The following is a 12,974-nucleotide window of genomic DNA, read 5'->3' as shown; positions in this document are numbered from 1 at the left end:
CGGCAACAGGTTGGGCACAATTGAGTCGACCCGGGAACGTCTCGGCCCGTGGATCAGGCGGCGAGCACGGCCTCCCGCTCGGCGGCGCCGGCCAGCGCGGCGTAGCGGCCGCCGAGGGCCAGCAGCTCCTCGTGGGTGCCCTGCTCGACCACCCGGCCGTGCGCGAGCACGGCGATGAGGTCGGCGTCGCGCACCGTGGACAGCCGGTGGGCGATGGTGATCGTCGTCCGGCCGCGGCTGGCCTCGTCCAGGGCCGCCTGGACGGCGCGCTCGGTGGTGTTGTCCAGCGCGCTGGTCGCCTCGTCGAGCACCAGGACGCGCGGGTCGCGCAGCAGCGTGCGGGCGATCGCCAGCCGCTGCTTCTCCCCGCCGGAGAACCGGTGGCCGCGGGCTCCGACCACCGTCTCGTAGCCGGCCGGCAAGGCGGCGATGACCTCGTGCACCTGGGCCCGGCGGGCAGCCTCGACCATCTCGGCGTCGGTGGCGTCGGGCTTGGCGTGCCGCAGGTTCTCGGCGATCGTGCCGTGCAACAGGTAGGTCTCCTGCGCCACGACGCCGACCACCTGGGCCAGGTCGGCCAGCGTGACGTCGCGGACGTCGACGCCGTCGATCGTGACCCGCCCGGCGGTGGGGTCGTTGAGCCGGGCGACCAGCGAGGCGAGCGTGCTCTTGCCCGACCCGGTCTCCCCCACCAGCGCCAGGGTCGCCCCGGCGGGCACCGTGAGGTCGACGTCGTCCAGCGCGTCGCGGGCGCCGTCGGGGTACCGGAATCCGACGTGGTCGAACCGCACCTCGCCGCGGACCGCGCGCGGGTCGAGGGTCACCGGGTCGGCCGGGTCGTCGATGTCGACCGGCAGGTCCAGGTACTCGAAGACCCGGCTGAACAGCGCCATCGAGGCGGTCAGCGAGACGCCGATGTCCAGCAGGCCCATCAGCGGGCGGAACAGCGCGCCCTGCAGCGCGGTGAACGCGACGAGCGTGCCGATGGTCATCCCGCCCGACGTCGCGGGCATCCCGGCGATCAGGTAGATCAGCGCCGGGATGCCGGCGAAGACGATGCTCATCGTGGCCATCCGCCAGCGGCCGGCGAGCTGGGACCGGACCTCGAGCCCGACCAGGACGTCGGAGGTGCCGGCGAACCGCTGGGACTGGGCCGGGCCCGCGCCGAGGGTCTTGCCCAGCAGCACGCCGCTGACGCTGAGCCCCTCCTCCACCTGGGAGTGCAGGTCGGCCAGGGACCGCTGGCGCTCGGCGGTGATGGTGCGACGCATCCGGGCCACCCGCCGGGTCAGCCAGACGGCGGGCGGCAGGACGACGAGGGACAGCAGCGACAGCCGCCAGCTCAGCACGGCCATGGCGACGACCGTGCCGATCACGGTGGTGGCGTTGGCGGCGAACGAGGTGGCGGTCGTGGTCACCACCGACTGCATGCCCCCGATGTCGTTGGTGAGCCGGGACTGCACCTCGCCGCCCTTGGTGCGGGTGAAGAAGCCGAGCGACTGGCGCTGCAGGTGCGTGAACACCGCCGTCCGGAGGCCGTGCATGACGTGCTGGCCGACGGTGGTGGACAGCCAGGTCTGCAGCACGCCGAGGACGGCGGTCACCGCAGCCACGGCGACCATGCCGGCGACCGCCCAGCCGAGCAGGGGCACGTCCTGCTCGGGGATCGCCTCGTCGATGACCAGCCGGATGAGGAACGGCGTGGCCAGCGCGATGGCCGAGCTGGCGACGATGAGCGCGACCACGGTGGCGAGCTGCCCCCGGTACGGCCGGAACAGCCCCGCGACGCGGCTCCAGCTCACCGGTGCCCGCTCCAGCTGGGCGCGGTCGGCCGGGTCGGGCCGCCCGCCGGAGCGCCCGCCTCCCCGACCTGGGTCCATGGGGTCGATGGCGACCACCCCTCTCTGCTTTCCTGAGGTTACCTCACGGTGTGGCAACCTCAGGAAAGCAGGTAGCATTCCCGCCGTGACGGACCGCGGCACGGCGACGCTCGGCGACCTGCTCATGCGGGTCGCCCGGACGCTGCGCCGCCGGTTCATCGCCGCGCTCGCACCCTGGGACCTCTCCCCGCACCAGGCCCGCGCGCTCCGGGTGGTCTGCGCCCGCGACGGCGTCCGGCTCTCCGAGCTGGCCGAGGCACTTCGGATCGCCCCGCGATCGGCGACCGAGGTGGCCGACGGGCTGCAGGAGCGTGGGCTGGTCGAGCGCGCCGCCGACCCGGACGACCGGCGGGCGGTGCGGTTGACGCCGACCGAGACCGGCCGCCGGGTGCAGCGCGAGGTGGACGACGCGCGGGCCGCGGACTCGCAGGAGCTGTTCGCCCGGCTCTCGGCCGCCGACCGCGCCGAGCTGGAACGGATCCTGCGCCAGCTCACCGACTGACCGGCGGGCTCAGCCCTCGTCGAGGGCGAACGAGCCCGTCTCGACCTCGCCGACCCGCTGGTAGCCGGCCAGGACGGCCCCCGTGCCGGACACCGTCGACGTGGCCAGCCGCCAGGTGCGCGGCACCGTGCCCTCGGCGAACAGCTTCCGCCCGGAGCCGAGGACGACCGGGAAGACGACCAGCCGCAGCTCGTCGACCAGGTCCTCCGCCAGCAGCGTCTGCACCAGGCCGAGGCTGCCGTGCACCTGCAGCTCACCGCCGTCCTCGACCTTCAGCGCGCGGACGGCGTCGGCGACGTCCCCCTCGATCAGCCGGGCGCCCGACCAGTCGACCGACTCCAGCGTGCGGGAGGCGACGTGCTTCGGCAGCGAGTTCAGCGACCAGGCGATCCGGTCGCCCTCGGTCGGCATCTTCGGCCAGTGCGCGGCGAAGATCTCGTAGGTGCGCCGGCCGAGCAGGAAGTCCTGAGCGGTGGCGAACCAGGCGTCCATCTGGTCGCCCATGACCTCGTCGAAGTGCGGCACCAGCCAGCCGCCGTGGGCGAAGCCGCCGGAGGTGTCCTCCGCCGGGCCGCCCGGAGCCTGGGCGACCCCGTCGAGGGTGAGGAACGTGGTGACGACGAGCGGGCGCATGGCAGACCTCCGGAGTCCGGCCGCCCGGACGGCGGCCCGTGCACCCAGAGACCCGGCGGGCGGGCCGAAGTCATCGGCGGGAGGCGCTCACCCCGCCGGCTGCAGCTCGAAGAACACGACCTGCGGCGGGGCGTTGACCCGCATCGGCACCGCGCTGAAACCCGATGCCGCAGGTGACGTACAGCGCGTTGCCCTCGGCGCCGTAGTCCGCCGGTGACCACCCGTCGGCGACCACCTGCTCCGCCTCGGTCAGCCCGAGCCAGCTCCAGCGCGGCAGGCCGGGCAACGCGATCTGACCGCAGTGGGTGTGCCCGGCCACGGTCAGCGGCGCGCTGCCGGGCGGCATCTCGGGGAAGGCCGTCGGGTTGTGCATCAGGACCACCCGCGGCGCGTCCTCCGGCAGCCCGCTCAGCGCCTGGTCGACGTCGACCAGACCGGGGCGCACCGGGCCGACCCCGACGACGTACAGCGGGTCGGCACCCGTGCCGGGCACCTGCACCGCCTCGTTGAGCAGCACCGGGACCCCGGCGCCCTCCAGGGCGGCGGTCAGCTCCTCCGCGGCGTCGCTGGCGTAGTCGTGGTTGCCCAGGACGGCGTAGGTGGGGATCCCGGCGTCCAGCAGCGGGGTCAGCAGGTCCAACGCCGCCGCCACCTCGGGCTCGACGTCCGGACCGGCGTGGTAGACGAAGTCCCCGCCCAGCAGCACGAGGTCGGGCTCGTCCTCCACGACCCGCTCGACCACCCGCTCGACCATCCCGGTGTTGGCCCACCACATGCCGATCTGCATGTCGGCCAGGAGGGCGACCTCCAGCCCGGCCGCCTCTGCGGGCAGCCGGGGGAGCTCCACCTCCTCCCGGTCGTCGTCGAGGACCAACCGCGGTTCGATCAGGACGCCGTAGCCGATGAGCAGGACCAGGGCCGCCAGCAGGGCCAGCCCGACACGGACGGACCAGCGCCTCATGCCCGGCCGGCCATCGCCACGCCTCGGGCGGGGTGCCGGAGACCTCGGCCGGAGCCGAGGTCGAGGGCCCAGGCGCACGCCAGCACCCACACGGTGCCCAGCAGCAGACCGGCGGCGACGTCGGTCGGGAAGTGGGCGGCGACGTAGATCCGGGTGATGCCGATCGCCGGCGCGAGCAGCACCGGCAACGCCAGCACGGCCCACCGCCAGCGGCTGACCCCGTAGCCGATGACCAGCGCGGCCAGCGCGCCGTAGAGGGCGACGGCCATCCCGGAGTGGCCGGAGGGCCAGCTGGCGCCGGCCGGCAGCCCCTCGGTCAGGTCGACCACGTCGGGCCGGACCCGGCCGACGACCAGGCCGACGACGAAGTAGATGACCACCTCGCCGACGATCGTGACCAGGACGAAGACGACGGGGCGCCAGCTGCCCACCCAGGCCAGTGACAGGACCGCCAGGGTGAGCCCGACCGCGATGGCCGCCCGGGTGCCGGACAGCATCCCCACCGCGTCGGCCACCGTGGTGAGCGTCTCGGTGCGCTGGTCGACGAACCAGACGGTGACGCTCTGGTCGAACCGGCCCAGAGCGGTGTCCCTCAGCACGCGGGTGACCAGCAGCCCCAGCCCGACGAGCACGGCGAACAACGCCGCCGCCGCACCGACCAGCTGCAGGACCGTCGTCCGGCCGGCGGGCAGCACCGGCTGGTGGGTGGGAGCCGGCCGCGGGGCCTCCACGGGGTCGACCTCCAGGGGGTCCAGCGGCTCGTCGCTGTACTCGTGCCGGTCGTGCTGCCAGCCACGGAAGGCCATCGTGGTGATCGCCAGCCAGGCCGCCCCCAGCGCCCAGCCGGCCAGCACGTCCGAGACGAAGTGCACGCCGAGGGCCAGCCGGGTGAACCCGATCGCGAACACCAGCAGCGCGAACGCGGCGATCAGCCACGGGCGCACCCGGCGGCTGACCACCGGCAGCAACACCAGCAGCAGCACGCCCCAGGTCACCACGGCGGTCATCGCATGGCCGCTGGGGAAGCTCTGGTTGGCCGGGGTCTCGACCACCGGCTTCAGCACCACCGGGCGGGCGCGGTCGGCCACGTACTTGGTGAGCAGGATCAGGACGGGCAGGCCGATCCCGGTGACCGCGACGAACGCGGCCAGCCGTCGGTGCCGGCGGATGAGCAGGAAGAGCGTCGCCAGCACCGTCACCAGCACCGAGGCGCCGGTGCCGCCCAGGTCGGTCACCCCGCGCAGCACGCTCACCGCCACGGGCGAGCCGCTGACCGCCTCGTTCAGGTCGGCCGCGACCTCGCCGTCGAGGGAGGCCAGCGGCGACCAGCTCTCCTGGACCAGCAGCCACAGCGCGAGGAACGGCACGGCGCCGACCAGGAGGGCCACCAGCCCCAGGACCGCGCGGACGCCGAAGCGACCGGGTGCCTCCGGCGGTTCGCGGTCCGATGGCGACTGGGTCGAGGTGGTGAGGGGCCGGCTCATGAGGAGCCCGCTACCCAGCTTCGCCGGGGACCCCGGCCATCGTTGCGACACCGTGACCTCAGCGACACGCCTACCGCGCCACCCGACGGGTACGCGCTGGCAGATCCCTGCTCGCCGAGAGAACGGACCCCCCATGACCTCGCACCTCCCGCGGTACCGACGGTGGCCCGGCATCGCGCTCGCCGCCGCGACCCCACTGCTGCTCGTCACCGGCTGCGGCGAGACGGAGGACTCCCCCAGCCTCAACGACGACGAGGGCGAGGTCGTGACGGACGACGGCGGCGAGATCGTCGGTGGCCCCGAGGCCCCGTCGGTCGACGTCAACTCCGACGTCGAGGTCGTGGGCGTCGAGCTCGCCTACCCGGTCGACGGGCTCCACGAGGTGGGTGCGGAGGTGCCGCTCTACGCCGCGCTGACCAACATCGGCACCGAGCCGGTCACCCTGGTCGACGTCACCGGCCCGGACTTCGAGGAGGCCGTCAGCGGCGGCGGGAGCGCAGAGCCGTCGGACGCGATCGAGATCACCGTCGCGCAGAACGACAACACCTACATCGGGGCCGAGGGCTCGCCCTCGATCGTCCTGGTCGGTCTGGAGACGGAGCTGCGCTCCTCCCAGTCGATCCCGGTGACGTTCGTGTTCGAGGAGGCCGGCGAGATCACCGTCGAGGTCCCGGTGTCCGCCGACGACAGCGACCCCTTCGAGCGGTTCAGCTTCCCCGACCCGGCCGAGGACCCCAGCAACGAGTGAACGGGTGGGTTGCGGTCCGGTCACGTTCCGCCACCTGACGGACCAGGCCGCGGAGTGGCGCCCCGGGCCGGTCAGTCCTCGACGACGACCTCGATCACCGGGTACCCGGAGGCGCCGTCCGGGGCCACCGGGGTGCGCTCGTCGGTCTGGACCTCCCCGAGCCCGTCGGTGGCCCGGGCGGTGATGACGTGGGCGCCCGGGGTCGCGTCCCAGGGCAGGTACCACTGCCGCCAGCAGTCGACGTCGAGGCGCTCGGCCAGCGTCGCGGACTGCCAGGGACCGTCGTCGATGCGCACCTCCACCCCCTCGATGCCGCGGGTGGGCGCCCAGGCCACCCCGGCGATCGGACGCTCCCCGGCGGTGATGGTCCGCCCCGGGCCCGGGACGTCGATCCGGGTGGAGGTCTTGATCGGCCCCTCCTTGGCCCAGCCGCGGGGGATCCAGTAGCCGTCGACGTCCCAGTCGGTGAGCTCGATCGCGGAGAGCCACTTGGTCGCCGACACGTAGCCGTACAGCCCGGGGACGACCAGCCGCGCCGGGAAGCCGTGCTCGGCCGGCAGCGGCTCGCCGTTCATCCCGACGGCCACCATCGCCTCGGTGACGTCCAGGGCGGTGACGGTGGGGAACCCGGCGGTGAACCCGTCGACCGACCGGCCGACCAGTTGGGTCGCCCCCTCCTGCAGCCCCGCGCGCTCGAGCAGCCGGAACAGCGGGACCCCCTGCCAGCGTGCGTTGCCCACCAGGTCGCCGCCGACCTCGTTGGAGACACAGGACAGGGTGATGTCGGCCTCGATCTGCGGCATCGCCATCAGCTCGGCGTAGGTGAGGGTGAACGGGTTGTCCACCATCCCCCGGATCTCCAGCCGCCATTCGTCCGGGTCGATGGTCGGCACCCGGAGTGCGGTGTCGATCCGGTAGAACTCCTCGTTCGGCACGAACAGCGGCGTCAGGCCTGAGATCTCCAGGTCGGCACCCGCCGGCACCGGTCCCGCCGGCCGGACCGGCACGGGCAACCGGATCGCCGCCCGCAGCTCGGTCAGCCGTTCGCGCCCCATGAGCAGTCGGCTGCCGACGCCACCGATCACCGCCACCGCGGCCGCGCCGCCGGCCAGCAGGAGGAAGTTGCGGCGGCCCGTCGTCCCGGGCCCGTCCGACGCCCGCGTCTCCGCGGCCGCGGCAGCCAGCAGGTGGTACAGGATCGCGACCCCCACCGCGGCGCCCAGCGCCCCGGCCAGCACGGTGAGGACGGCGGAGTCGTCCGGCGCGGCGAGGCCGGCGGCGACACCGAGCGCGGTGATCAGCACGAACGCGACCGCACCCGCCACGAACGAGCGCCGTGCCAACAGCCCGGTGCCGGCGCCCAGCAGCGCGGCGACCAGCCCGATCGAGGCCAGCAGCACCGGCTTGTCGTTGGTGCCCAGCGCGGCGATCGCGGCACGCTCCAACCAGCCGGGCACGCTGTCGATGACGGCGTCCCCCACCGAGATGACCAGCGAGGGCACCCCGTCGACGGCGCCGGCGGCCAGCTCGACCACCCCGATGCCCGCCGCAGCCGCCAACAGCCCGCACAGTGCGGCACGGCCGGCCGGTGCCCGCCGCGCCACGTCGTCGTCCCGCGGTCGTTCGACCGGTTGTGCGTCATCCATCCACCCAGCTTCACCCGGCTCGGCGGGTGGGACACGCCGAGCCGGGGAACCGACGCAGGATCGTCACGGAACACCGGCCCGGCGGGCATCCGTGCGGCCCGAGCAGCGTCGCCGGGAAGCGGACCGAGCGGTTCTCCTCGCCGAGGACTCGACCGATCGGCCTCCGTGCTCCACGATCAGCCGATGACAGAGTCGTCATCCGCCGTCCTGGCCGGCTGGGCACCCGAGCCCTTCACCAACGCCGGCATCACCCACACCCTGCACACGCGCGGCTCCGGGCCGGGCCTGGTGCTGCTGCCCGACCTGCCCGGCCTCACGCCGGAGGTGATGGGCCTGGCCGACCACCTGGTCGGTGCGGGGTTCACCGTCACCGTCGTGGGCCTCTTCGGCGACCCGGGCCGGGCGACGAGCCCGGGCTACGCCGTGCGCAGCTCCGCCGGGGCCTGCACCAGCCGGGAGCTCCGCGCCCTCGCCCGACGGGCCGACCGGCCGACGGCCGAGTACGTCCGGGCCGCGGCCCGCCGGGTGCGCGACCGGGTGGGTGGCCCGGGGATCGGGGTGATCGGGATGGGCGTCAGCGGAGGGCTCGCGCTGGCCTCCGCCGCCGAACCCGCCGTGCTCGCACCGGTCGCCAGCCAGCCGTCGACGCCGTTCCCGCTGACCCCGGGACGCCGGCGGGACCTGGGGATGTCCGACCGGGAACGCGAGGTGATCCGGGCGCGGGTCACCACCGAGGGCCTGCGCCTGATGGGCCTGCGGTTCAGCGAGGACACCACGGCGCCCAGCGACCGCTTCCGGGCCCTGCGGGCGGTGTTCGGCGACGGCTGGCTGCCGGTGTCGCTGAACAACCGGCCGGGCAACGAGGCGGGGATCGGCCAGCAGGAGCACCGGGTGCTCACCAGTGCCGATGTCGAGACCCCCGGCCACCCGACGCACGAGGCGCGCGCGCAGGTCGTGGCGTTCCTGCGGGAACGCCTGGCCCGCCGGCCGGCGGACAGCGTCGGCGCCGGGCGCGACTGACCGCCGGCGCCCGGCCGGCTCACCCGGGGAGGTAGAGGCAGAACGGGTGGCCGGCCGGGTCCAGCATCACCCGGACGTCGGCCTGCGGCTGGAACTCGGCGACGGTCGCTCCCAGCGACCGGGCGAACTCCACGGCCGCGTCCAGGTCGTCGACGGCGACGTCCAGGTGGGCCTGCATCCGCGGGTCTCCGGGGCCGGCCGGCCAGACCGGGGGCACGTGGTCGGCCTCCAACTGGAACGACAACCCCGGCCCGCCCGGGCGCAGCATGACCCACTCGGGGTCGTCGGTGCCGATCGGCCAGCCGAGCATCGTCGCGTAGAAGCGCGCGAGCCCGCGCGGGTCCGGGGTGTCGAGCACGGTGGCGGTCAGCGTCATCCGCGGTCGGTCCTGCACGTGGTCAGCCGTTCTGCTCGATGTGGGTGTCCGGGGCATGGTCCCGGATCAGGATGTCGGTGACGTGCTCGACCTCGTGGGTCACCGTGGACGAGGCCCCCTCCCGCGGACGGGAGGGGGCCTCGCGGTGCCCGGGTCGGTCAGGGAGCGCAGATCTCCGCCGGGTCACTGACCCGGCAGTTGTTGCCCCGGAAGGTGATCCCCGGGCCGGCCTCCTGCAGCAGCGTGCCCGGGATCGCCCGGGTCACCCAGACGTCCACCGGCTCGTTGTCCAGGATCCGGTTGGCCTTGACCTCGACGTTCTCCACCAGCCCCGGCCCGGCGACGCCCGGCGGGAGGGTGCCCGGCGGCGGGGCGAAGCTGACCAGCGTCAACCCGCCGCCCGGGTAGTTGGTGGGTGCCTGGCCGGCGGGGACGACCGGGCGGTTGTCGGTGATCCGGTTGCCGATCACCCGCACGGAGTCCGCGTTGGCGATGGACATCCCCACGCCGGAGACCAGCTGGGTGCCGTCCCGCCCGGCGATGCAGTACCGGTTGTTGGCGATCGAGGCGTTGGCCTTGATGGTGACGTCACCGCCCTGCACCTGCCGGGTGCTGTCCGGGATCTCCGTGACGGCGTCGTCGAAGACGAGGACACCGACGCAGTTCCCGGTCACCTTGTTGGCGGTGATCGACGCGCCACGTGACTCGCGGAAGAAGATGCCGAGGTTGAAGCCCTCGACGTAGTTGGCGGTGATCCGGGCGTTCGCCCCGTCGGAGTCGCCGACGCTGATGCCGCCGGTGCCGGAGAACCAGGGCGCACCCCGGTCGACGCCCCGCTCGACGTTCCCGGCGATCGTGATGTCCGTGGACGCCGCGGCCAGCACGCCGTACCGCTCGTGGCCGATGCCCGAGGTCGCCTTCACGGTGAAGCCGTCGGCCTGCCACCCGACGATCCCGCTGGCCGGGTGGTTCCGGGTGCCGAGCTTCGCGACGGTGACCGGGCTGTCCGGGTTCAGGAAGAAGATCCCGGACACGTCGTCGGCCAGGGTGCCGGGATCGCCCTCGGCGTCCGTGTTCTCGCTGGCCGTCCAGCAGGCGTTGGGCGCGACGTCGGGCAGCGGTGCGCCCTGGCCCCACTCCGGCCAGGTGATGAGCGTCGTGTTGGGGCCGGACCCGATGATCTTCAGGCCCTTGCCCTCGACGCACACGGCCTCCTGGTAGGTGCCGGGCGCGATCTTGATGGTGTCGCCGGAGGACGCCCGGTCGACCGCCGCCTGGATCGACTCCCCCGGGCGCACCACCAGGGTGCTGGGGCCACCCGCGGCGGCGGTGCCCACCGGCAGGGCACCGACGGTCAGTGCTGCGGCCAGGACGATCGTCCGGCCACGGGTCCGCCAGCTGGCCCGGCCTGCCCTCGTTGTGCTGGTGCTGCTGTCCATTCTCGCCCTCCTGGAAAGGAACCGCGCTGGTGAGCCGCGCCGGTGCGGCGCCCACTCCGGCGTCTCGGTCCCGCATCGGGTCCCGAGGCGAGGACAACCCTCGATGACGCGCTGCACCACGCCCAGCCGCCGCGGGTCGACAACTCTCCCCACCCGAGGTGGCAACCCCCGACCGGCGGAGGAGGCGACCCGCGACCGAGGTCGCACCCCGGACGCGCCCCAGGTCGCAGCCGTTGGTTGGCCCGCGCACCGCAGGTCTGCCGTCCGCCGAGGGAATTGCGGATCGACCCCGGGTCGCCGTCGACAGCAGCGCAGCCGCAGGAGCACAGTCCCGCCATGCCCCCAGCGCAGGCCGTCGGTGTGCGGCCACTCGTCGAGTCCGGCCCCGGCGACGAGGTGGTGGTGATCGCCGGCCTCACCAAGCGCTACGGGCCGCGCACCGTCGTCGACGACCTCTCCCTCACCGTGCGCCGCGGGGAGGTGTACGGCTTCCTCGGCCCCAACGGGGCGGGCAAGACCACCACGCTGCGGGCGCTGCTGGGCCTGGTCCGCCCGACCAGCGGGACGGCGTCGGTGCTCGGCCGGCCGGCCGGCTCCCCGTCGGCGGGCGTCGGCGCGCTGATCGAGGGCCCGGGGTTCTACCCGTACCTCTCCGGCCGGGAGAACCTGCGCGTGCTCGCCCGGTACGCCGGTGCACCCGCCGGCCGGGTGGACGCCGTGCTGGGCACCGTCGGCCTGACCGATCGCGCCCGTGACCGCTACAGCACCTACTCCCTGGGCATGAAGCAGCGGCTGGGCGTCGCCGCTGCGCTGCTCAAGGACCCCGAGCTCGTCGTCCTGGACGAGCCGACCAACGGGCTGGACCCGGCGGGCATCTCCGACATGCGGGCCCTGCTGCGGCGGCTCTCCGCCGACGGCCACACCGTGCTGCTGTCCAGCCACCTCCTCGGTGAGGTCGAGCAGGTCTGCGACCGGGTGGCGGTCATCTCCTCCGGCCGGCTGGTGGTGGAGAGCAGCGTCGGCGAACTGCTCGGGCTCCGCCGGCTGGTGATCGAGGCCGAGCCGCTGGGCGAGGCCGCCGCGGTCACCACCCGGCTGCTGGGCCCGGAACGGGTGTCGGTCGTCGACGGGGTCGTGCACGCCCAGGCCGGGCCGGAGGACGCCGCCCGGATCAACCGGGCGCTGGTGCTGGCCGACGTCGAGGTGTCCGGGCTCCGCCAGGAGGCGCAGACCCTCGAGGCGGTGTTCCTGCAGATGACCGGGTCGGAGCTGGCCGCCGCGGGCCCCGATCCGGACGTTCCTCCGGCGCGACGGACCGGACGGCTGTCCCGGATCTCCCGGAGAGGAGCGGCGCGATGAGCGCGACGACGCAGACCGACGACCCCGGGGTGGGGACGGCGGAGCCCGCACGCCCCGCACCGACGACCGGCCGGACGGCGGGGTCGCTGGGGGCCATGGTCCGGGCCGAGCTGACCAAGCTCCTCCGGCGGCCGGCCACCTGGGTGCTGCTCGGGCTGTGGCCGGCGCTGCAGCTGGTGTTCAGCACGGTGATCCCCTACGTGAGCTACCAGCGCGGCGCCACGTTCGAGGGACTGCCGCCGGAGGTGCTGCTGGCGAGCATGCTGCCCGACCAGCTGGTGCTGAACTCGCTCTCCGGGCTGCCGCTGTTCGGTGGTGCCCTGCTGCTCACCCTCGGCGCCCTGCTGGCCGGCAGCGAGTACGGCTGGGGCACCCTGAAGACGCTGCTCGGCCAGGGCCCCCGCCGCCTCCAGGTGCTGGCGGCCCAGCTCCTGGCCCTGCTCGTGGTGTTGGCCGTGGCCGTGCTGGTGAGCTTCGCGCTGACCGCCCTGGCGAGCGGGGCGATCGCCGCCGGCGAGTCCGCCGCCGCCGACTGGCCGACGGTCGGCCGGCTCCTCCGCGGGCTCGGCGGCGGCCTGCTCATCGCGGCCGCCTGGGGTGCGCTGGGCCTGCTGCTCGGGCACGCGCTCCGCAGCACCGCGCTGCCGATCGCGCTCGGGCTGGTCTGGGTGCTGGCCGTGGAGAACCTGATCGTGAACGTCGCCGCACCGTTGCTCGGGGCGTTCGACGCCGCCCAGGCCGCGTTGCCCGGGGTCAACGCCGGCTCGCTGGTCGCCGCGCTCGCCGGGCCCGATGCGGCCCTGCGCACGCCCGGGGTGGCGGCGATCGTCGACGGGACCCAGGCCGCCTGGGTGCTCGCCGGGTTCCTCGTGCTGTTCACGACCGTGACCGGCCTGCTGCTGACCCGGCGCGACGTCGTCTGAGAC

12 protein-coding genes are annotated in these 12,974 nt (G+C 74.3%); 5 read left to right on the top strand and 7 right to left on the bottom strand.

Annotated elements, in window-relative coordinates:
- Nucleotides 1–53: 53 nt before the first annotated feature.
- Nucleotides 54–1,898, bottom strand: coding sequence for an ABC transporter ATP-binding protein (locus tag IN07_RS04520; protein ID WP_269429945.1), 1,845 nt, complete (start codon nt 1,896–1,898; stop codon nt 54–56).
- 67 nt (nt 1,899–1,965) lie between these two features.
- Between IN07_RS04520 and IN07_RS04515 the strand changes: the two genes are divergently transcribed.
- Complete coding sequence (locus IN07_RS04515; RefSeq protein WP_036333934.1) at nt 1,966–2,382, top strand: MarR family winged helix-turn-helix transcriptional regulator; 417 nt, start codon at nt 1,966–1,968, stop codon at nt 2,380–2,382.
- Between the two features lie 9 nt (nt 2,383–2,391).
- Here the strand turns inward: IN07_RS04515 and IN07_RS04510 are convergent, their stop codons facing one another.
- The 3 genes from IN07_RS04510 to IN07_RS23785 form a co-directional block, all read right to left on the bottom strand.
- Nucleotides 2,392–3,015 carry a dihydrofolate reductase family protein gene (locus IN07_RS04510; RefSeq protein ID WP_036333933.1) on the bottom strand — a complete coding sequence of 208 codons (624 nt, stop codon included), beginning with the start codon at nt 3,013–3,015 and terminating at the stop codon, nt 2,392–2,394.
- 70 nt (nt 3,016–3,085) lie between these two features.
- Nucleotides 3,086–3,976 (bottom strand): metallophosphoesterase, encoded by an 891-nt coding sequence (locus tag IN07_RS04505; RefSeq protein ID WP_052090788.1) that lies wholly within the window; start codon nt 3,974–3,976, stop codon nt 3,086–3,088.
- Nucleotides 3,973–5,460: a phosphatase PAP2 family protein gene (locus tag IN07_RS23785; protein WP_052090787.1), complete on the bottom strand. Its 1,488-nt coding sequence runs from the start codon at nt 5,458–5,460 to the stop codon at nt 3,973–3,975. Before IN07_RS23785 ends, IN07_RS04505 begins: the two co-directional genes overlap by 4 nt.
- Nucleotides 5,461–5,593: 133 nt before the next feature.
- Between IN07_RS23785 and IN07_RS04495 the strand changes: the two genes are divergently transcribed.
- The gene (locus IN07_RS04495; protein ID WP_036333932.1) at nt 5,594–6,208 is read left to right on the top strand and encodes a copper chaperone PCu(A)C; all 615 of its coding nucleotides are present in this window, start codon (nt 5,594–5,596) and stop codon (nt 6,206–6,208) included.
- Nucleotides 6,209–6,279: 71 nt separating this feature from the next.
- Here IN07_RS04495 and IN07_RS04490 read toward each other — a convergent pair whose 3' ends face one another.
- Nucleotides 6,280–7,854, bottom strand: coding sequence for a molybdopterin-dependent oxidoreductase (locus tag IN07_RS04490; protein WP_081975184.1), 1,575 nt, complete (start codon nt 7,852–7,854; stop codon nt 6,280–6,282).
- A 183-nt stretch (nt 7,855–8,037) separates the two neighbouring features.
- Between IN07_RS04490 and IN07_RS04485 the strand changes: the two genes are divergently transcribed.
- Nucleotides 8,038–8,874, top strand: coding sequence for a dienelactone hydrolase family protein (locus IN07_RS04485; protein WP_036333966.1), 837 nt, complete (start codon nt 8,038–8,040; stop codon nt 8,872–8,874).
- Nucleotides 8,875–8,893: 19 nt separating this feature from the next.
- On the opposite strand, the gene IN07_RS04480 is transcribed toward IN07_RS04485, so the two are convergent.
- A complete protein-coding gene (locus IN07_RS04480; protein WP_036333930.1) occupies nt 8,894–9,250 on the bottom strand; it encodes a VOC family protein in 357 nt (118 codons plus the stop codon).
- Between the two features lie 158 nt (nt 9,251–9,408).
- Complete coding sequence (locus IN07_RS04475) at nt 9,409–10,689, bottom strand: right-handed parallel beta-helix repeat-containing protein (protein WP_036333929.1); 1,281 nt, start codon at nt 10,687–10,689, stop codon at nt 9,409–9,411.
- Between the two features lie 336 nt (nt 10,690–11,025).
- Between IN07_RS04475 and IN07_RS04470 the strand changes: the two genes are divergently transcribed.
- Nucleotides 11,026–12,048: an ABC transporter ATP-binding protein gene (locus tag IN07_RS04470; RefSeq protein WP_081975183.1), complete on the top strand. Its 1,023-nt coding sequence runs from the start codon at nt 11,026–11,028 to the stop codon at nt 12,046–12,048.
- Complete coding sequence (locus IN07_RS04465; protein ID WP_052090785.1) at nt 12,045–12,971, top strand: ABC transporter permease subunit; 927 nt, start codon at nt 12,045–12,047, stop codon at nt 12,969–12,971. The genes IN07_RS04470 and IN07_RS04465 overlap by 4 nt, the downstream gene beginning before the upstream one ends.
- Nucleotides 12,972–12,974: the final 3 nt, after the last annotated feature.

The organism is Modestobacter caceresii, from assembly GCF_000761485.1.
GTDB classification, from domain to species: Bacteria; Actinomycetota; Actinomycetes; order Mycobacteriales; family Geodermatophilaceae; genus Modestobacter; species Modestobacter caceresii.
The sequence above is the reverse complement of the archived record's forward strand: the minus strand, read 5'-3'. Positions and strand labels throughout refer to the sequence as shown.

Coding starts and splice junctions, on each gene's coding strand:
- IN07_RS04510 (WP_036333933.1), bottom strand. CDS start 3,015: ATGCGCCCGCTCGTCGTCACCACGTTCCTCACCCTCGACGGGGTCGCC.
- IN07_RS04505 (WP_052090788.1), bottom strand. CDS start 3,976: ATGAGGCGCTGGTCCGTCCGTGTCGGGCTGGCCCTGCTGGCGGCCCTG.
- IN07_RS23785 (WP_052090787.1), bottom strand. CDS start 5,460: ATGAGCCGGCCCCTCACCACCTCGACCCAGTCGCCATCGGACCGCGAA.
- IN07_RS04495 (WP_036333932.1), top strand. CDS start 5,594: ATGACCTCGCACCTCCCGCGGTACCGACGGTGGCCCGGCATCGCGCTC.
- IN07_RS04490 (WP_081975184.1), bottom strand. CDS start 7,854: ATGGATGACGCACAACCGGTCGAACGACCGCGGGACGACGACGTGGCG.
- IN07_RS04485 (WP_036333966.1), top strand. CDS start 8,038: ATGACAGAGTCGTCATCCGCCGTCCTGGCCGGCTGGGCACCCGAGCCC.
- IN07_RS04480 (WP_036333930.1), bottom strand. CDS start 9,250: ATGACGCTGACCGCCACCGTGCTCGACACCCCGGACCCGCGCGGGCTC.
- IN07_RS04475 (WP_036333929.1), bottom strand. CDS start 10,689: ATGGACAGCAGCACCAGCACAACGAGGGCAGGCCGGGCCAGCTGGCGG.
- IN07_RS04470 (WP_081975183.1), top strand. CDS start 11,026: ATGCCCCCAGCGCAGGCCGTCGGTGTGCGGCCACTCGTCGAGTCCGGC.
- IN07_RS04465 (WP_052090785.1), top strand. CDS start 12,045: ATGAGCGCGACGACGCAGACCGACGACCCCGGGGTGGGGACGGCGGAG.